General features: G+C 72.3%; 11 protein-coding genes. 3 read left to right on the top strand and 8 right to left on the bottom strand.

The genetic code is table 11. From position 1 onward, the window contains the following. The first annotated feature begins 230 nt into the window (after positions 1–230). From rsmG to CXY01_RS18160, 3 genes are all read left to right on the top strand, one after another. Positions 231–905, top strand: coding sequence for a 16S rRNA (guanine(527)-N(7))-methyltransferase RsmG (gene rsmG, locus CXY01_RS18170; RefSeq protein ID WP_146930340.1), 675 nt, complete (start codon positions 231–233; stop codon positions 903–905). Positions 906–1,275: 370 nt separating this feature from the next. Then, positions 1,276–2,892, top strand: coding sequence for an AAA family ATPase (locus tag CXY01_RS18165; RefSeq protein WP_307724412.1), 1,617 nt, complete (start codon positions 1,276–1,278; stop codon positions 2,890–2,892). Then, positions 2,889–4,085 carry a ParB/RepB/Spo0J family partition protein gene (locus CXY01_RS18160; RefSeq protein WP_146930338.1) on the top strand — a complete coding sequence of 399 codons (1,197 nt, stop codon included), beginning with the start codon at positions 2,889–2,891 and terminating at the stop codon, positions 4,083–4,085. The genes CXY01_RS18165 and CXY01_RS18160 overlap by 4 nt, the downstream gene beginning before the upstream one ends. A gap of 502 nt (positions 4,086–4,587) precedes the next feature. Here CXY01_RS18160 and CXY01_RS18155 read toward each other — a convergent pair. From CXY01_RS18155 to CXY01_RS18120, 8 genes are all read right to left on the bottom strand, one after another. Further along, positions 4,588–5,541 (bottom strand): D-alanine--D-alanine ligase family protein, encoded by a 954-nt coding sequence (locus CXY01_RS18155; RefSeq protein ID WP_146930335.1) that lies wholly within the window; start codon positions 5,539–5,541, stop codon positions 4,588–4,590. Positions 5,542–5,613: 72 nt separating this feature from the next. After that, positions 5,614–6,960: an aminotransferase-like domain-containing protein gene (locus tag CXY01_RS18150; RefSeq protein ID WP_146930333.1), complete on the bottom strand. Its 1,347-nt coding sequence runs from the start codon at positions 6,958–6,960 to the stop codon at positions 5,614–5,616. A gap of 96 nt (positions 6,961–7,056) precedes the next feature. Next, on the bottom strand, positions 7,057–7,389 hold the full coding sequence (trxA, locus tag CXY01_RS18145) for a thioredoxin (protein WP_146930330.1): 333 nt from the start codon (positions 7,387–7,389) through the stop codon (positions 7,057–7,059). Next, entirely contained in the window at positions 7,386–8,381 is a 996-nt protein-coding gene (gene trxB, locus CXY01_RS18140; protein WP_146930327.1) for a thioredoxin-disulfide reductase, read from the bottom strand. The genes trxA and trxB overlap by 4 nt, the downstream gene beginning before the upstream one ends. 93 nt (positions 8,382–8,474) lie before the next feature. Beyond that, on the bottom strand, positions 8,475–10,379 hold the full coding sequence (locus CXY01_RS18135) for a hypothetical protein (RefSeq protein WP_146930324.1): 1,905 nt from the start codon (positions 10,377–10,379) through the stop codon (positions 8,475–8,477). 28 nt (positions 10,380–10,407) lie between these two features. After that, a complete protein-coding gene (gene murJ / locus CXY01_RS18130) occupies positions 10,408–12,054 on the bottom strand; it encodes a murein biosynthesis integral membrane protein MurJ (protein ID WP_146930321.1) in 1,647 nt (548 codons plus the stop codon). Beyond that, on the bottom strand, positions 12,051–14,171 hold the full coding sequence (locus tag CXY01_RS18125; protein WP_146930318.1) for a DUF6049 family protein: 2,121 nt from the start codon (positions 14,169–14,171) through the stop codon (positions 12,051–12,053). Before CXY01_RS18125 ends, murJ begins: the two co-directional genes overlap by 4 nt. Continuing rightward, positions 14,168–14,722, bottom strand: a complete 555-nt coding sequence (locus tag CXY01_RS18120) for an NUDIX hydrolase (protein WP_146930315.1) — start codon at positions 14,720–14,722, stop codon at positions 14,168–14,170. The genes CXY01_RS18125 and CXY01_RS18120 overlap by 4 nt, the downstream gene beginning before the upstream one ends. Positions 14,723–14,801: the final 79 nt, after the last annotated feature.

Here is a 14,801-nt window from a genome sequence, read left to right as displayed (position 1 = left end):
ATGGTGCCGCGAGGCATGGGCCCGATCCGCAGCAACCGCGCACCGTGCACGGCAGGAAGTCGGCTCGGAGATCCGAAGGCGTGGCCCGTGTGGACAGGAGGGTCTGCGGAGCGCAGCACGGTACGGTAGGGCCGCGGCGAGCCAAGTGCGGTTCGTCGCGCGGCGTGTGGAGCTGGAGGAAGCGGCTCATGCGTTCTCGTTTCACGTGAAACCTAGGGGATGTCGCGGTGATGGAAGCTCAGTCGGCCACGACCGACGGAGCAGACCCGCTCGACGGCGATGCGCGACTCGAACCCTTCTTCGGGCCTGCCTGGCCAGCGGTGAAGGGCTTCCACGACCTACTGATTGACCAAGGTGAGCTCCGAGGTCTCGTCGGCCCGCGAGAGTTCTCACGTCTGTGGGAGCGCCACCTCCTGAACTCGGCTGCTGTGGTGCCGTTCCTTCCCACGGAGGGTCGGATCATCGACCTGGGGAGCGGAGCAGGCCTACCCGGGGTCGTCGTCGCCGCGATGGTGCCGACGGCTGAAGTGGTGCTTCTGGAGCCGATGGAGCGACGGACCGACTGGTTGAGCGAGGTTGCCGAGACGTTGCGACTCGACAATGTCGTCGTTCGCCGTGGGCGGGCGCAGGACGAGCACGGCAACCTGGTCGGGGACGCTGTCACCGTGCGGGCGGTCGCGGCTCTGGACAAGCTGTACCGCTGGGCGATCCCGCTGCTCGGTCAGGGCGGGACGCTGGTGGCGCTGAAGGGGTCGAAGGCGGAAGACGAGATCGAAGCGGCCAAGCACGTCGGTCGCAAGCTCGGGGCAGGGGTGGCATCCGTCGTCGATGCGCCCACGATCGAGGGAGTCGAGGTGACGAGGGTGGTTCGCGTCGTACGGGAGGCAGTGCCTGGTGTTCGGTAGGAAGAAGAGACGACAGGAAGAGGCCGTTGCCACTCAGGCGACCGAGGTCCCCCCGAGCCAGGTGAGCGGAGAGCAGAACGCACCCGCTGAGTGGACGCCTCAGCCAGCTGGTCCAGCAGCGCCGTTGGCGCCGACCACTCAGCCCGCGGTGCCAACCGCCGAGCCGTCCTTCGCATCCCCCCAACCTCAGGGCGCGCAGCAGGCGACCGCGTTCCCCTCCGCGCCTTCGCAGTCGGCGACGCCGGCGCCCGCCGCCTTGTCGCAGCCGCTCTCCGCGTCGGCGACACCGGCTCAGCCACAGACCGGGGCCGATACAGCTCCGACTCTGTCCCGCTCACCGCTCCAGGTCGCCGCCAGCGCCGGTCAGCCGTTGCCTGAGCACGGTTCGTCGGCACCGCAGTCGTCGGGTGCGGCCAGCTCCCAAGAGCCGCCGGCGGGGCAGGAAACGTCGGCACCACTCGAGGTTGGCGCCGCGAGCACCGACGGATCGCCCAGTCCGGGCGCTGATGCTTCGCAGAGTTTCGCGGCGCCAGAGTCCGAGGGCTTTGGCTCGACGACGTCGACAGCTTCGGTCCCGACTGACGATCGATCGGCGCCCGAGGGGGGCGGCGCATCAGCGAAGCTGCGCACGGCCGACCGCAAGCCGGTGAGTGCGGGAGAGCCGTACATCCCGATGGTGAGCGCACCGGTGCCGACCGCCCCTGTTTCACGTGGAACACCCATGGAGGGGGAGGGCGAGAGCCCTACCGGAGGTTCCACCGGTTCATGGGATGACACGGACGTCCGTGCAGGTCAGGGCTTGGAAGCCGGCGCACCGACGGAGCTCGATTCGCCTGTCGCCGCGCCTGCGGGGAACGTCACACCCGACGCGCCCGTAGCAGACGGCCCTGATGCCGAAGAAGTCGACGGCGAGCGTGACACCATCGCGCCCATGGCGCCCCGACACGACCTCGATCCTGAGGACACGCGACGCGCTGCCCTGGTCGAGAGCCTGCCCGCCGTGACCGATGAGACGCCGTTGATGGCGGAGCTCAAGCAGGATGCACGGCGCCGGATCGAGCTGCAGGGGCGTCGGTTCCCGCGTCCGGCGCAGACACGCGTGATCACGGTCGCGAACCAGAAGGGCGGCGTCGGCAAGACGACGACCACCGTCAACATCGCGGCAGCCCTCGCTCAGGCAGGTCTGAACGTGCTCGTGCTCGACAACGACCCGCAGGGGAACGCGTCGACCGCGCTCGGCGTCGAGCACCGAGCGGGGACACCGTCGATCTACGAGGTCCTGGTCGACGGAGCACCTCTTGCCGAGGCGGTGCAGGAGAGCCCGGACGTCCCGAATCTCTGGTGCCTCCCGGCGACGATCGACCTGTCGGGCGCCGAGATCGAGCTGGTGTCGATGGTCGCCAGAGAGACCCGGTTGCGGAACGCGCTCGACACGTACCTCGAGTGGCGGGTCGCGAACGGCCACGAGCGCATCGACTACGTGTTCGTCGACTGCCCGCCGAGCCTCGGGCTGCTGACGGTCAACGCGTTCGTTGTCGCCCGTGAGGTGCTCATCCCGATCCAGTGCGAGTACTACGCGCTCGAGGGCCTCAGCCAGCTGCTCAAGACGATCCAGCTCATCCAGGCGCACCTGAACCCGAGCCTGCACGTCTCGACGATCCTGCTCACGATGTACGACGCACGGACGAACCTTGCGCAGCAGGTGGCGACCGAGGTTCGCACGCACTTCCCGGAGCGGACGCTCCGCACGACCGTCCCGCGTTCCGTCCGGATCTCGGAGGCGCCGAGCTACGGGCAGACGGTGATGACGTACGACGCGGGGTCGTCCGGTGCGCTGGCGTACCTCGAGGCGGCGCGCGAGGTGGCGGAACGAGGCGCGATGGAGTTCGCGACCGACGGCGCCGACGGCCAGACGTCGTCCAGTGACACTCAGCAGACAGACCACGAGCACCAGGCGGCATCGCCCGTCCTTCAGGAGGAACAGTGAGCGAGAAGCGGCGCGGCCTGGGCAGGGGCCTGGGAGCCCTCATCCCGACAGGTCTGGACGGCCAGCGCCCCACCGGCGCCGAACGTCCCGTCGACGTGTTCTTCCCGGACCCGAAGCGGGAGAACGGCGAGGCGACCACGGCCGCTGCCGCAGCAACGGCGACGGTGACGGAGGAGCGGCCCGCGCAGACCGAGACGGCGCCGGAGGGACGGCCGGCGGAGACCGGGCCGGTCACCGAGGCAGAGGCGCCGGGCGCGGAGGTGACCGACACGGTCGGGGCAGCCTCGGAGAGCAGTGCGGAGGCGACCGCAGCGGAGCCGACTCGCGCCGAGTCCGAGCCCTCGGCCGTGAGCGACGGTGACGGCCTGGTTCCCGTTCCGGGTGCACGGTTCGCTGAGCTGCCCGTGGGTCAGATCCGTCCGAACCCCAAGCAGCCGCGCACGGTATTCGACGAGGACGCGCTCGAGGAGCTGGTCGGCTCGATCCGCGAGGTCGGGGTGCTCCAGCCGATCGTCGTGCGCGACGCGGGCGACGGCTACGAGCTGATCATGGGCGAGCGGCGCTGGCGTGCGACGCAGGCGGCCGGTCTCGCGACGATCCCGGCGATCATCCGGGACACGGACGACTCCGACCTCTTGCGCGACGCGCTCCTGGAGAACCTGCACCGGTCGGAGCTGAACCCGCTGGAGGAGGCCGCTGCGTACCAGCAGCTGCTCGACGACTTCGGTTGCACCCACGAGCAGCTGGCGACTCGCATCCAGCGGTCGCGGCCGCAGATCTCGAACACGCTTCGCCTGCTGAAGCTTCCGCCGCTCGTGCAGCGCCGGGTCGCGGCGGGGGTGCTGTCCGCCGGGCACGCTCGCGCGCTGCTCGGGCTCAGCGACGGGGCCGCGATCGAGCGGCTCGCGCAGCGGATCGTGGCGGAAGGGCTGTCCGTCCGTGCGGTCGAGGAGATCGTCTCGCTCGGCGGGGACGCGGAACCGACGGCTCGTCGTGCAGCCCCGCGGGCGGGCGTGAAGAACGAGGCCCTCGACCACCTGGCGGCGCGGCTGTCCGACCGGTTCGAGACCCGGGTCAAGGTGAGCCTGGGCAAGTCGCGGGGTCGCCTGACTGTCGAGTTCGCCTCCGTCCAGGACCTGAACCGGATCCTCGCGAGCCTCGCGCCGGAGGACCCGGGTCTGCTCAAGGGCTGACCGGGCGGAAGCATCATCCTGGCGTAGCTGGCTGGTCACGGGAGCGGATGGTGCCCTGCTGGTGGGCGACGCGGCGGTGCGGCGCGGCGTGCGAAGGCTCGAGCGGCTCTCGCTCTGTCACGGGCGGATCTGGTGAGGCGGAAGCGGCGTCCGGGCCGTGAGCCAGCGGAGGATCCTCCGGGCCTGCCCGACCACGACGCACGAGCGGGGAGAGGCGAAGCCGCCGTCGACGCCGGCACTCGGAGCGCATCGGACGGGGACACGTCCGTTCGCTGGAGACGTGCACAGTAGGCCTTCGCCGATCTGGCTCACGCGCGGCTCCCTTGTGAGCAGCGGATGGGCAGCGTCGGCTCGCTGTCGCTCGGAATTCACGCCGATGAGTTGCGCAGTCCACGGCACCTGCAGCAGCCCGATGGACCAACTGATCCCACAACGCGGTACGACAACGGCGATATGTACGTTTCTCGTAGTCGTACCCGTACAATCCGCCCAGAACTGCAGGTCAGCGCGCTAGCGCCGCCTCCACAAGGGACCGGTAAAGCTCACCGAGCGACAGTCCCGCAGCCTCCGCCGCCTGGGGCAGGAGTGACGTCTCCGTCATCCCGGGCGCGACGTTGACCTCCAGGAACCATGGCGTGCCGTCGGTGTCGACGATCAGGTCGGTACGGGAGAGGCTGCGCAGCCCGAAGGCCTGGTGGGCGGCGACGGCGAGGTCAGCGACGGCCCGGGCCGAGTCGGGGGACAGGCGAGCCGGCGTGAAGTACTCGGTGCGCCCGGGGTTGTAGCGGGCGTCGAAGTCGTAGGGGCCGTCCGTGACGATCTCGACGGCGGGGAGCGCGAACGGTCCGTAGCCCGTGTCGACGACGCTCACGGCGACCTCGGTGCCGAGCACCGCTCGCTCGACGAGAGCCGTGTCGCTGTACGCGAAGCAGTCCACCATCGCCTGCGGGAGGGCGTCGGGTCTGGTCACGAGGGTGACGCCCAGGGCGGACCCGCCGCGCGAGGGCTTCACGACCACGGGGAGGCCGAGGGTACGGACGATCGCATCGAGCACCTGACGCGCACCGAGCTCCCGGAAGAGCGACTGCGGGAGCGTCACGAACTCGGGTGTGGCGAAGCCTGCGCGCGAGGCGACCGTCTTGGCGATCGGCTTGCTCCACGCCACCCGGCTCTCGCGCGGCCCGGTGCCCAGGAGCCTGAGCCCGAGGAGCTGGACGACGTCGCGCACGGAGCCGTCCTCGCCGCTGGTCCCGTGCAGGAGCGGCCAGACCAGGTCGGGCTGCAGCTGGACGAGGGCGGGCACCAGGTCGGCGTCGACGTCGTGGACGGAGACGTCGACACCGACGGACCGCAGCGCGTCGGCGACCCGTCGGCCGGACCGCAGCGAGACATCGCGTTCGTGGGACAGGCCGCCGGCGAGGACGACGACCCGGGGCGACGACGGTGTGGTGCTCACGGCAACAGGACTCCGATGACGGGACGGGCCAGCAGGGGACGGGCGAGCGGCTGTACGGGACGAACCTGCAGGTCAGGTGACATCCGGTCCGGGCTGCTGCACGTCCGCGTGACCGCCCGACCCGGTGGTGCCGAACAGCTCGACGAGCTCGCGCTCACCGGCGACGACGCCGGCGAGCCGTCGGACGCCCTCACGGATGCGGTCGGGGGTGGGATAGCAGAAGGAGAGCCGCATGTGGTCGGCACCGGAGCCGTCGAAGTAGAAGGCGGTACCGGGCACGTAGGCGACGCGCGCGGTGACGGCGCGCGGCAGCATGTCCTTGGCGTCGAGACCGTCCGGAAGGCGGACCCAGGTGTAGAAGCCGCCGTCGGGAACGTTCCACGACGCCTCGGGAAGGTGCTCGGTGAGTGCGGCGATCATGGCGTCGCGCCGCTCGCGGTACTGCTCGCGGTACGACTTGATCTGACCACGCCAGTCGCACGTGGACAGGTAGGTCGAGATCGCGATCTGCGAGGCGTTGGACGGGCAGAGGATCGCCGACTCGCTGGCCAGGACCAGCTTCTCGCGGACGGCGTGCGGGGCGACGACCCAGCCGACGCGGTAGCCGGGGGCGAAGGTCTTCGAGAACGAGCCGAGGTACAGCACACCCTCGTCGTCGAGGGACCGCAGGGCGGGTACGGGCTCGGTGGAGAAGCCGAGCAGACCGTACGGGTTGTCCTCGAGCACCAGCACGCCGTAGCGGCGGGCGATCTCCAGGACCTGCGGGCGGCGCTCGACGGACAGCGAGACACCGGCCGGGTTGTGGAAGTTGGGCACCGTGTAGAGGAACTTGACCCGTCGTCCGTCGCGGGCGAGGGCGGCGAGCGTGGACTCGAGCGCAGCGGGGATCAGGCCGTCCGCGTCGATGGGCACGTGGACGACGTCCGCCTGGTACGCCCGGAAGACGCCGAGGGCGCCGACGTACGAGGGCGCCTCTGCCACGACGACGTCGCCGGGGTTGATGAAGATGCGGGTCACCAGGTCGAGGGCCTGCTGCGAGCCGGTGGTGACGACGACGTCGTCGGGATGAGCGTCGATGCCTTCGAGCGCCATGACGTCGAGGATCTGCTCGCGCAGCGTCTGGTCGCCCTGCCCGGAGCCGTACTGCAGCGCCTGCAGCCCACGGGAGGCGACGACGCGCTGCGCCAGGTCACCCAGGACGTCCAGGGGCAGACCCTCGAGGAACGGCATGCCGCCGGCGAGCGAGACGACCTCGGGCCGGTTGGCGACGGCGAACAGCGCGCGGATCTCCGAGGAGCGCATGCCGTGGGTGCGTTCGGCGTAGGAGCCGAGCCAGCGGTCGAGGCGCGTTCCGGTGCCGGCGGCGGAGGACGTGGGAGGGCCCGACGTCTCGCCGTCGGGAACCGGGTGCGTGGTCATGCAGCCGAGTTTCGCACGCGGACGTCGATGGCTCGTGCACCGTCCCAGCGACACGAGAGCCCCCCGCCGCAGGGCAGGGGGCTCTCGGGACGAGGATCAGGCGTCGGCGAGGACCTTCTCGATGTCCTCGGCGATCATCGACTTGGGCCGGGCGCCCACGACGGACTTCACCAGCTCGCCGCCGGCGTAGAAGTTCAGCGTCGGGATGGACACGATGCCGTAGTCGCCGGTGACCTGGGGGTTCTCGTCGGAGTTGAGCTTGACGATCTTCACGCGGCCCTCGTACTGGCCTGCCAGCTCCTCGAGCACGGGCGCGACCATCCGGCACGGTCCGCACCACGGCGCCCAGAAGTCGACGACCACGGGAATCTCGGACTCGAGCACCTCTGCCTGGAACGTCGCGTCGGTGACGGCCGTGGTGGTGCTCATGAGATCTCCTCGACGTACTGCTCGATGGGCGGGATCGGGTGCACGAGGTCACCGAGCGACGCCAGGAAGTGCTGGGCGTCGAGCGCGGCGGCGCAGCCCGAGCCGGCGGCGGTGATCGCCTGCCGGTAGGTGTGGTCGACCAGGTCGCCGCAGGCGAAGACGCCCGACACGTTGGTGGCCGTCGACCGGCCGACGACCTGCACGTACCCCTCGTCGTCCAGGTCGACCTGCCCGACGAGAAGCTCGGAGCGAGGCACGTGGCCGATGGCGACGAACACGCCGGTGGCGGGGTGCTCACGCGTCGCGCCGGTGATGGTGTCCCGCAGCGTGACGCCGGTGACCTTGTTCTCGCCGTGGATGGCGACGACCTCGCTGTTCCAGGCGAACTCGATCTTCGGGTCGTTCGCGGCGCGGTCCGCCATGATCTTGGAGGCGCGCAGGTGGTCACGGCGGTGCACGAGGGTGACGCGCTTGCCGAACCGGGTGAGGAAGGTGGCTTCCTCCACCGCGGAGTCGCCGCCGCCGACCACGATGATCTCCTGGTCGCGGAAGAAGAACCCGTCGCAGGTGGCACACCACGAGACACCGCGGCCGGACATCCGCTTCTCGTCGTCGAGGCCGAGCTCGCGGTACGCGGAACCGGTGGCCAGGATGACGGAGCGGGCCTGGAACGTCTCGCCGCCCAGCGTCTTGATCGTCTTGATGTCGCCCTCGAGGTCCAGGGAGGACGCGTCGTCCCACAGCACCTCGGCGCCGAACTTCTCGGCCTGCTTCTGCAGACCCTCCATCAGCTCGGGGCCCTGGACGCCGTCGGGGAAACCGGGGAAGTTCTCCACCTCGGTCGTGTTCATCAGGGCGCCGCCGGCCGTCACGGAACCGGCGATCACCAGCGGAGCGAGGCCGGCACGGGCCGCGTAGATCGCGGCGGTGTACCCGGCAGGACCGGACCCGACGATGACGAGGTCGCGGACGGTGCTGGACTGGTCGGTCACGTGAGGTCCTTGCGTGTTCGGCGTGCCGGAGACGGTCCGGCGGGGGCTGACGGGATCAACCGATCCTAGGCGGGTTCTGTTCCTCGGCCCGCGTCAGGACAGGGCGATCTCCGTGACCTCCAGCCGGAAGGCGCCGTCGGCGGCCGTGGGCAGCTGCGTGATCCACAGGACCAGCGACTGGGTCTCGGTGGCGGGGTCGAGGGTGAAGACGGTCTCCGGGCCGAACGGTCCGGACGCGAGCACGGGCCCGCCGGTGGGGTCGGACGCGTCGGTGGCCCGGATCTCGACGTTGCCGCCGTTGCTGTTGGTCCGCAGCGTGACCGTGCTGACCGTGGTCTTCTGGGTCAGGTTGATGACGTAGCCGACGGCGTCCTTGAACCCGGCGAAGTCGTCCCGCTTGTAGGTCTGGGTGTACCAGAAGGTTGCCGGGTCGCCGTCGTAGGCCTTGGCGACGTCCTCCTCGTGCTCACCGTCGGCGTCGGACGGGTCGATCGACGTGGTGGAGGCGATCACGGGCGGTCCGCCGACGGGTGCGACGGGCTCCTCGGGTGCGGGCTGCTCCGGTGTCGGCTCGCCCGCGACGGCGGGAGCCGAGGCGCTCGGCGACGGGTCCGGGTCCGCGGACGACCCGCTGGGGTCGAGGGAGGAGAACAGCGCCCTGAAGGCGAAGACGACCCCGACGATCACCGCGATGACGACGAGGATCAGGATCAGCGCGGTCGGGTCGAACCGGCGGGTGCTGGTGGACACGTCCTGCGACCCGATGACGTCACCGAAGCCGAACGCGTCCAGGTGCTCCTCGGCCGGCTCGGGCGGCGGCGGCGCCGCCTGGGCGACGGGTCGCCGGACGACGGCCGGGACCACGGGAGGCGGGGGCGCGGCGGGCTGCGCGACGCCCGGGCCGGCGACGGCGGGCTGCCCGGTGGGGGGAGTCTCGGCGTCCGAGGGGACCGCGCCGAGGCCGGTCGCCCGCCGGGGGGTCGCGGGCGGGGGTGTGCCGGGCCGGTTGGCTCCCGGCGGGTCCTGCTGCGCGAACGCCGTCCGGACGGACTGGCGCTGCACGGTGACGGGTGCGGTGTCCTGGTCGTCGTGCTCGGAGGGCACGGGCACACCTCCACCTGGCGCGGCGGCTCCGGTCGGCGGGAACTGGGCGGTCACGGGTCCTCCGAGGGCGGCGGTCTCGGCGGCGGACGTCCGGATCTCGCCCCACGGCTCGAGCTCGCGGACGAGCTCGCCGGGGCTGTGGGGTCCGTCGTCGTTCGGTCCGAGCGTCACGACGCAGAGCGTGTCGAGGTCGTTGGGCACACCGGGGACCAGGTCGGCCGGTGCGACGGGTGCGCCGTTGACGATCGGCGCGGGGGGCAGCGTCTCCCCGCCCGGCGTCTGCGGTGCGCGCGGGTCGGCGGGCCACAGCCCGGTGAGGGCGGCGTAGAGCAGCCGGACCAGTCCGACGGCGTCGGCGCGCGTGGTGGAACGGGCGTCACCGCCGGAGTCGCCGAGCAGGGCCGCGTCGAGGGCGAGCCCACCGAGCAGCACGCGCCCGTCGGGACTCACGTGCAGGACGGACGGGCGGAGCGCGAGGTGGTGGACACCGCGCCGGCGGGCGATCTCCAGCGCGGACGCGGCCTCGCCGACGACGGCCCGGGCCTGGTCGGCGGTCAGCGGCCCCTGGGCGACCAGGCGCGCGAGGGACTGACCGACCAGCTGCTCGGAGACGACGTAGCCGTACCCCTCGTGGGTGCCGACGTCGAGCACGCGCACCAGCCGGGCGTCCGTGACGAGGGCCGCGCGGCGGGCGGCGTCGAGCGCGGGTGCGACGGCACCGTGCTCGAGGATGCGCACGCGGACCGGGCGGTCGAGGATCTGGTCCGTCGCCTCCCACGCACTGGCGCCCTCGAGGTCGGACACCACCGGGGACAGCACGCGGTAGCGGCCCGCGAGCACCGTGCCCCGTCCGACGACCTCGCTCACCAGCACCTCCATGTCGAGAACCCGCACCAGGACACCTGCATGGTAGACGGGCCGATCAGCGACGTCCCCCGCGCAGACGCCGCAGGACCGGCATGAGCAGGTTGTCCAGCTCCCGCACGCGGAGCAGCCGGAGAGCGGCGGCGTACGCGAGGCCCATCAGGGTACCGACGACGGCGCACTGGATGATCGACGCCATCAGGCCTGTGGACAGCCAGATCCGCAGCAGGAGCAGCACGCCGAACCCGACAGCAGCCGACACCACCGCGGCGAGGGTAGCCCGTGCCATCACCTGCAGGACGCGGGCTCCGTCGATGCCACCGAGCCGGCGGCGCAGCTGCCACTGGGCGATGCCCGCGCCGACGACGTAGGACACGGTCATGGCGGCACCGGCACCGGCGACCCACAGCGTCGGCCGCAGGAGCATCTGGGAGGCCCAGGCTCCGAGGGCGACGACGGCGGCCATGGCGACCTGGATGGGCACCATCGACCGAGCGTCCTCGTAGGCGTAGTACGCCCGCTGGAACATCGACCAGGCACCGAACGCGGGCAGGCCGAGGACCATGGCGATGACCACGGAGGCGACCGCGTCGGCCGAGCCTGCGGACGCTGTCGCGAGGATGACCCGGGTCACCGGCAGCGCGAGCACCACGATGGCGGCCGTCGCGAACACCGTGAACACGCCGACCACGCGCAGGCCGGAGGACAGCGTGGCTCGCACGCCCGCCACGTCGGCGTCGTGCGCCTGGGCGGAGAGCCGGGTGAACAGGGCCGTCGCCAGGGAGACCGTCACCAGCGAGTGCGGGAGCATGAAGATGAGGAACGCGACGTCGTACGCCGCGGGGCCCGCGACCGCGGTGCCCGTCACGCCGTCGGCGACGGCGGCATCGGGTGCGGCGGACGCGACGCGCGAGACGACGAGGTAGCCGAGCTGCCCGACGCCGAGGCCGGCGAGCGTCCAGGTGGCCACGCCGCCCGCTGCTCCGAGGCCGGACCCGCGCAGCCCCCAGCGCGGACGGTAGTGCACGCCGGCGCGCCGCAGGGCCGGGATCAGGACGACGGCCTGGGCGACGACGCCGAGGGTGGCCGCACCGGCCAGCAGGGCGACCTGCCCGCCGGTCCACGTCGAGGCGTCCACGACGCCGGACGTCTTCCACACCCCGAACACCGCGATGAACAGACCGAACCCCGCGATGGCGACCAGGTTGTTCACGGCGGGCGCCCACATGTACGGACCGAACGAGCCGCGCGCGTTGAGCACCTGCCCGAGCAGCCCGTACACCCCGTAGAAGAACAGCTGCGGGATGCACCAGTACGCGAACGTCGTCGCCAGGGCGTTCTGCGTCGGGTTGCCGAAGTTCGAGTACAGGCCGACGAGCACCGGCGCGAGGAGCGTCAGCACGACGGTCGCGCCGGCGAGCACCGCGAAGCCGAGCGTCAGCAGGCGGTCGACGTACTCCTGACCGGCCTTGCGCTTGTACGCGCGCACGACCTGCGGCACGAGGATCGCGTTGAGCACCCCGCCGGCGAGGAGCATGTACAGGACGTTGGGCAGCTTGTTGGCCACGGCGAACGCGTCGGCGGCCTGGCCGGTCGCCCCGATCGCGCTGGCCATGACCATGGCGCGCAGGAGCCCGAGCATCCGGGACACGGCGGTGCCCGACGCCATCAGGGCAGCGCCCCGACGGGTCCCGTCGTCGGTCATCGGTTCTCCTGCTCGCCCGGGTCGTCCTCGGGCGCGGCGCCGCCGAGGACGGGCAGCGACGTCGACGTCCCGGCCTCCGCCTCGGTGCGGGCGCCGCGGCGGGCACTCTGCCCACGTCGCACGGTGCGCACGATGCCGAGCACCAGGCCGAGGGCCAGGAGGACGCCCACGACGATCGTGCCGATGCTCTCGATCGTGGGAGCGACCTGTGCGGTGAACCGGACCGCGGGCGACACGGGCAGCCCGTCGGGCGCGGTCAGCTGCGCGGAGACGACGACCGAGCAGTTGGCGCGGGAGTGCAGCGGCACACGGACGTTGGTCTCGCTCTGCGCCTCGACCACGACCGGGTCGATCTCCCCGACCTCCAGGCACGCCTTGCGCGGGGTCACGGTCAGCAGCACGGTCGCCGGGACGGTGAGGTCGTTGCGCACGACGAGCGGCAGGGGGCTGTCCGCCGCGGTCACCAGGAGGTCGTTGACCGGGGCGATGCTCAGCCCCGTCGACCGCGCGTCGACGTCCGCGACCACGGATGCCACCAGGGCGTCCCGACCGGCGGGGGCGACGCGCCACGCGACGGACATCGGCGCCAGGATCTCGTCGTCGACCCCCGCCAGCAGGACGGCCGGTTCGCTGGTCACCCCGGCGAACGCGACGGCACGCGCCCGGGCGGCGGCCAGCGCGTCGACGCTGCTCGGGGCCAGCTCGTCGGGGTCCGCCGCGCTCGCGGGCAGGGCGTCGCGGGCCTTCGCCTCGTCGTCGTCCAGGAGGGTGCCCACCGGGGCCAGGCGGACCCACGGGGCATCGGCGAACGCGGTCGCCAGCGCCGCGACGTTGGTCACGTCGGGGTTCCAGCCGCGTCCGGGCGCGATGAGCAGGTGCGGCTGGTCGGACTCCGTCTCCCGCGTGATGACCGCGAGCTCGGCGAGCGCCCGCTGGACGGTGGTGGCGGTCGTCGCGCCCGCGTCGATCCCCAGCGGCGCCGCGAACAGGCCGGTGAGCACCGCGTCCGGTGCGTACGCGGTCACCGAACCGTCGGCACTCTCGACCCGCTGCGCGGCACCGGGCGTGTCGTCGCCGCCCTCGTCGGTGGTCGGTGGCAGGACGATCCCGCCCGCACCCACCTGGGACGTCACGGCGGCCGTCGTCTCGTCCGGCAGCCCCGCACCCGGTGCCCACAGCAGCCCCGACGGCGCCGACAGACCCGGGATGCCGGTCTGCGCGGTGCGTTCCATCGCGAGCTGCACGAGGTCCTCGTGGTCGGCGTGCGCCGCCGCGGCGATGTCCGGGTCCGACCACGGCAGCGCGACGACGTCGTGGCCGCGGAGCTCGTCGGTGACGTCGGAGCCCCAGTCCTGCGTGCCCGGCGTCCCCGCCGACGCGGCGGCGAGCAGTGCCGGGTCGACGGCGACGCCGATCTGCGGCGCGACGGCCACGGCCGCGGAGAGCTCCCGCAGCCGGCCCCCCGGCCGGGTCAGCTCGTCGAGCCCGGCGACCGTCGCCGCGCTGGGGCCGGCGCCGCCCGGCGCGGGAGCGGACGGGGGGCCCACCATCGGCACGAGCACCGAGACCGGGGTGCGCGGGACGTCGTCGGAGGGCAGCCACAGCAGGAAGGTGCGCTGGATGCCGACGCGGGTCGAGCCGTCGAGCGCCTCGACCGCGAGTCCGCGTGGGCCCCAGGTGTCGGCGCCGTCGCGCAGCCCCATGTCCGCGGCGAGCACGACGAGCTCGACCGTGACGGTCCCGCCGGGCGGCAGCGGGGTGTCGACCCGGGTGGTGACGTCTCGGCTCGTGCGGGTCAGCCCGGAGGTCCCGGCCGACGCCCAGGCGTCCACGTCGTCGCGTGAGCTCACGCGGAAGCGGCTGATCCGCAGGGCGGCACCGGGTCGCTCGATCACCTCGTCGCCGTCGTTGCGCAGGGTCGCCCGCACGCGCAGGTCCTCGCCGGGACGCAGGACCCTCGGCGCGACGTCGACGACCTGCACGGCCACCGGGAGGTCCGGGTCCGGGCTCGGGGTGGGCGCGACCGCGGCACCGCTGACGGGGACGACGAGCGCGACGGCGCCGACGAGGGCCAGGGCCGCACTGAGCACCCGGCGTCGTCGCGAGCGGGCGCTCATCCCTCGCCGACGAGCACGACGAGTGCTGCCTCGGCGAGACGCCGTTCGTTCGGGTACGCCAGCACCCCGTTCAGCTGTGCGACAGGGATCCACGCGGCGTCCTCGGCCTCGCCGTCCGGGTCGCCCTCGACCGTGAGGAACCCGCCGGTGGCGCCCAGCAGGAAGTGGTGGACGACCTTGTGCACGCGGCGGTCGTCGCCGCTGAACCAGTAGTCGATGACCCCCAGGCGACGCAGGACCTCTCCCGTGATCCCGGTCTCCTCCGCGATCTCGCGGACGGCCGCCTCCTCGGGCGTCTCGTCGCCCTCGAGGTGACCCTTCGGCAGGCACCACTCGAGACGGCCCGCGCGGTTGCGACGTGCGATGACCGCGGCGTGGTCCACGCCCTCACGACGGCTGACGACGATGCCGCCCGCGGAGGTCTCGTCGACGACGGGAAGCGGGGTCGACGGGACCCGCGTGATGCTGTGGCGGGGGTCGATGCGCAGCGGATGACCGCCCGGCGGCGCTGGCACGCCCCCGGGGACGGGTGGACGCGCCGGGCTCGACATATCGACACTGTAACGACTTGGGCGGCACGGTCCGTGCCTGACGGTCGCCGGTGCGCCACCTTTCGCTCCGTCCACCGCG

It is taken from the genome of Cellulomonas xylanilytica (genome assembly GCF_007989805.1).
Taxonomy (GTDB): domain Bacteria; phylum Actinomycetota; class Actinomycetes; order Actinomycetales; family Cellulomonadaceae; genus Cellulomonas; species Cellulomonas xylanilytica.
This window is presented reverse-complemented; position numbering and strand designations above follow the sequence as displayed.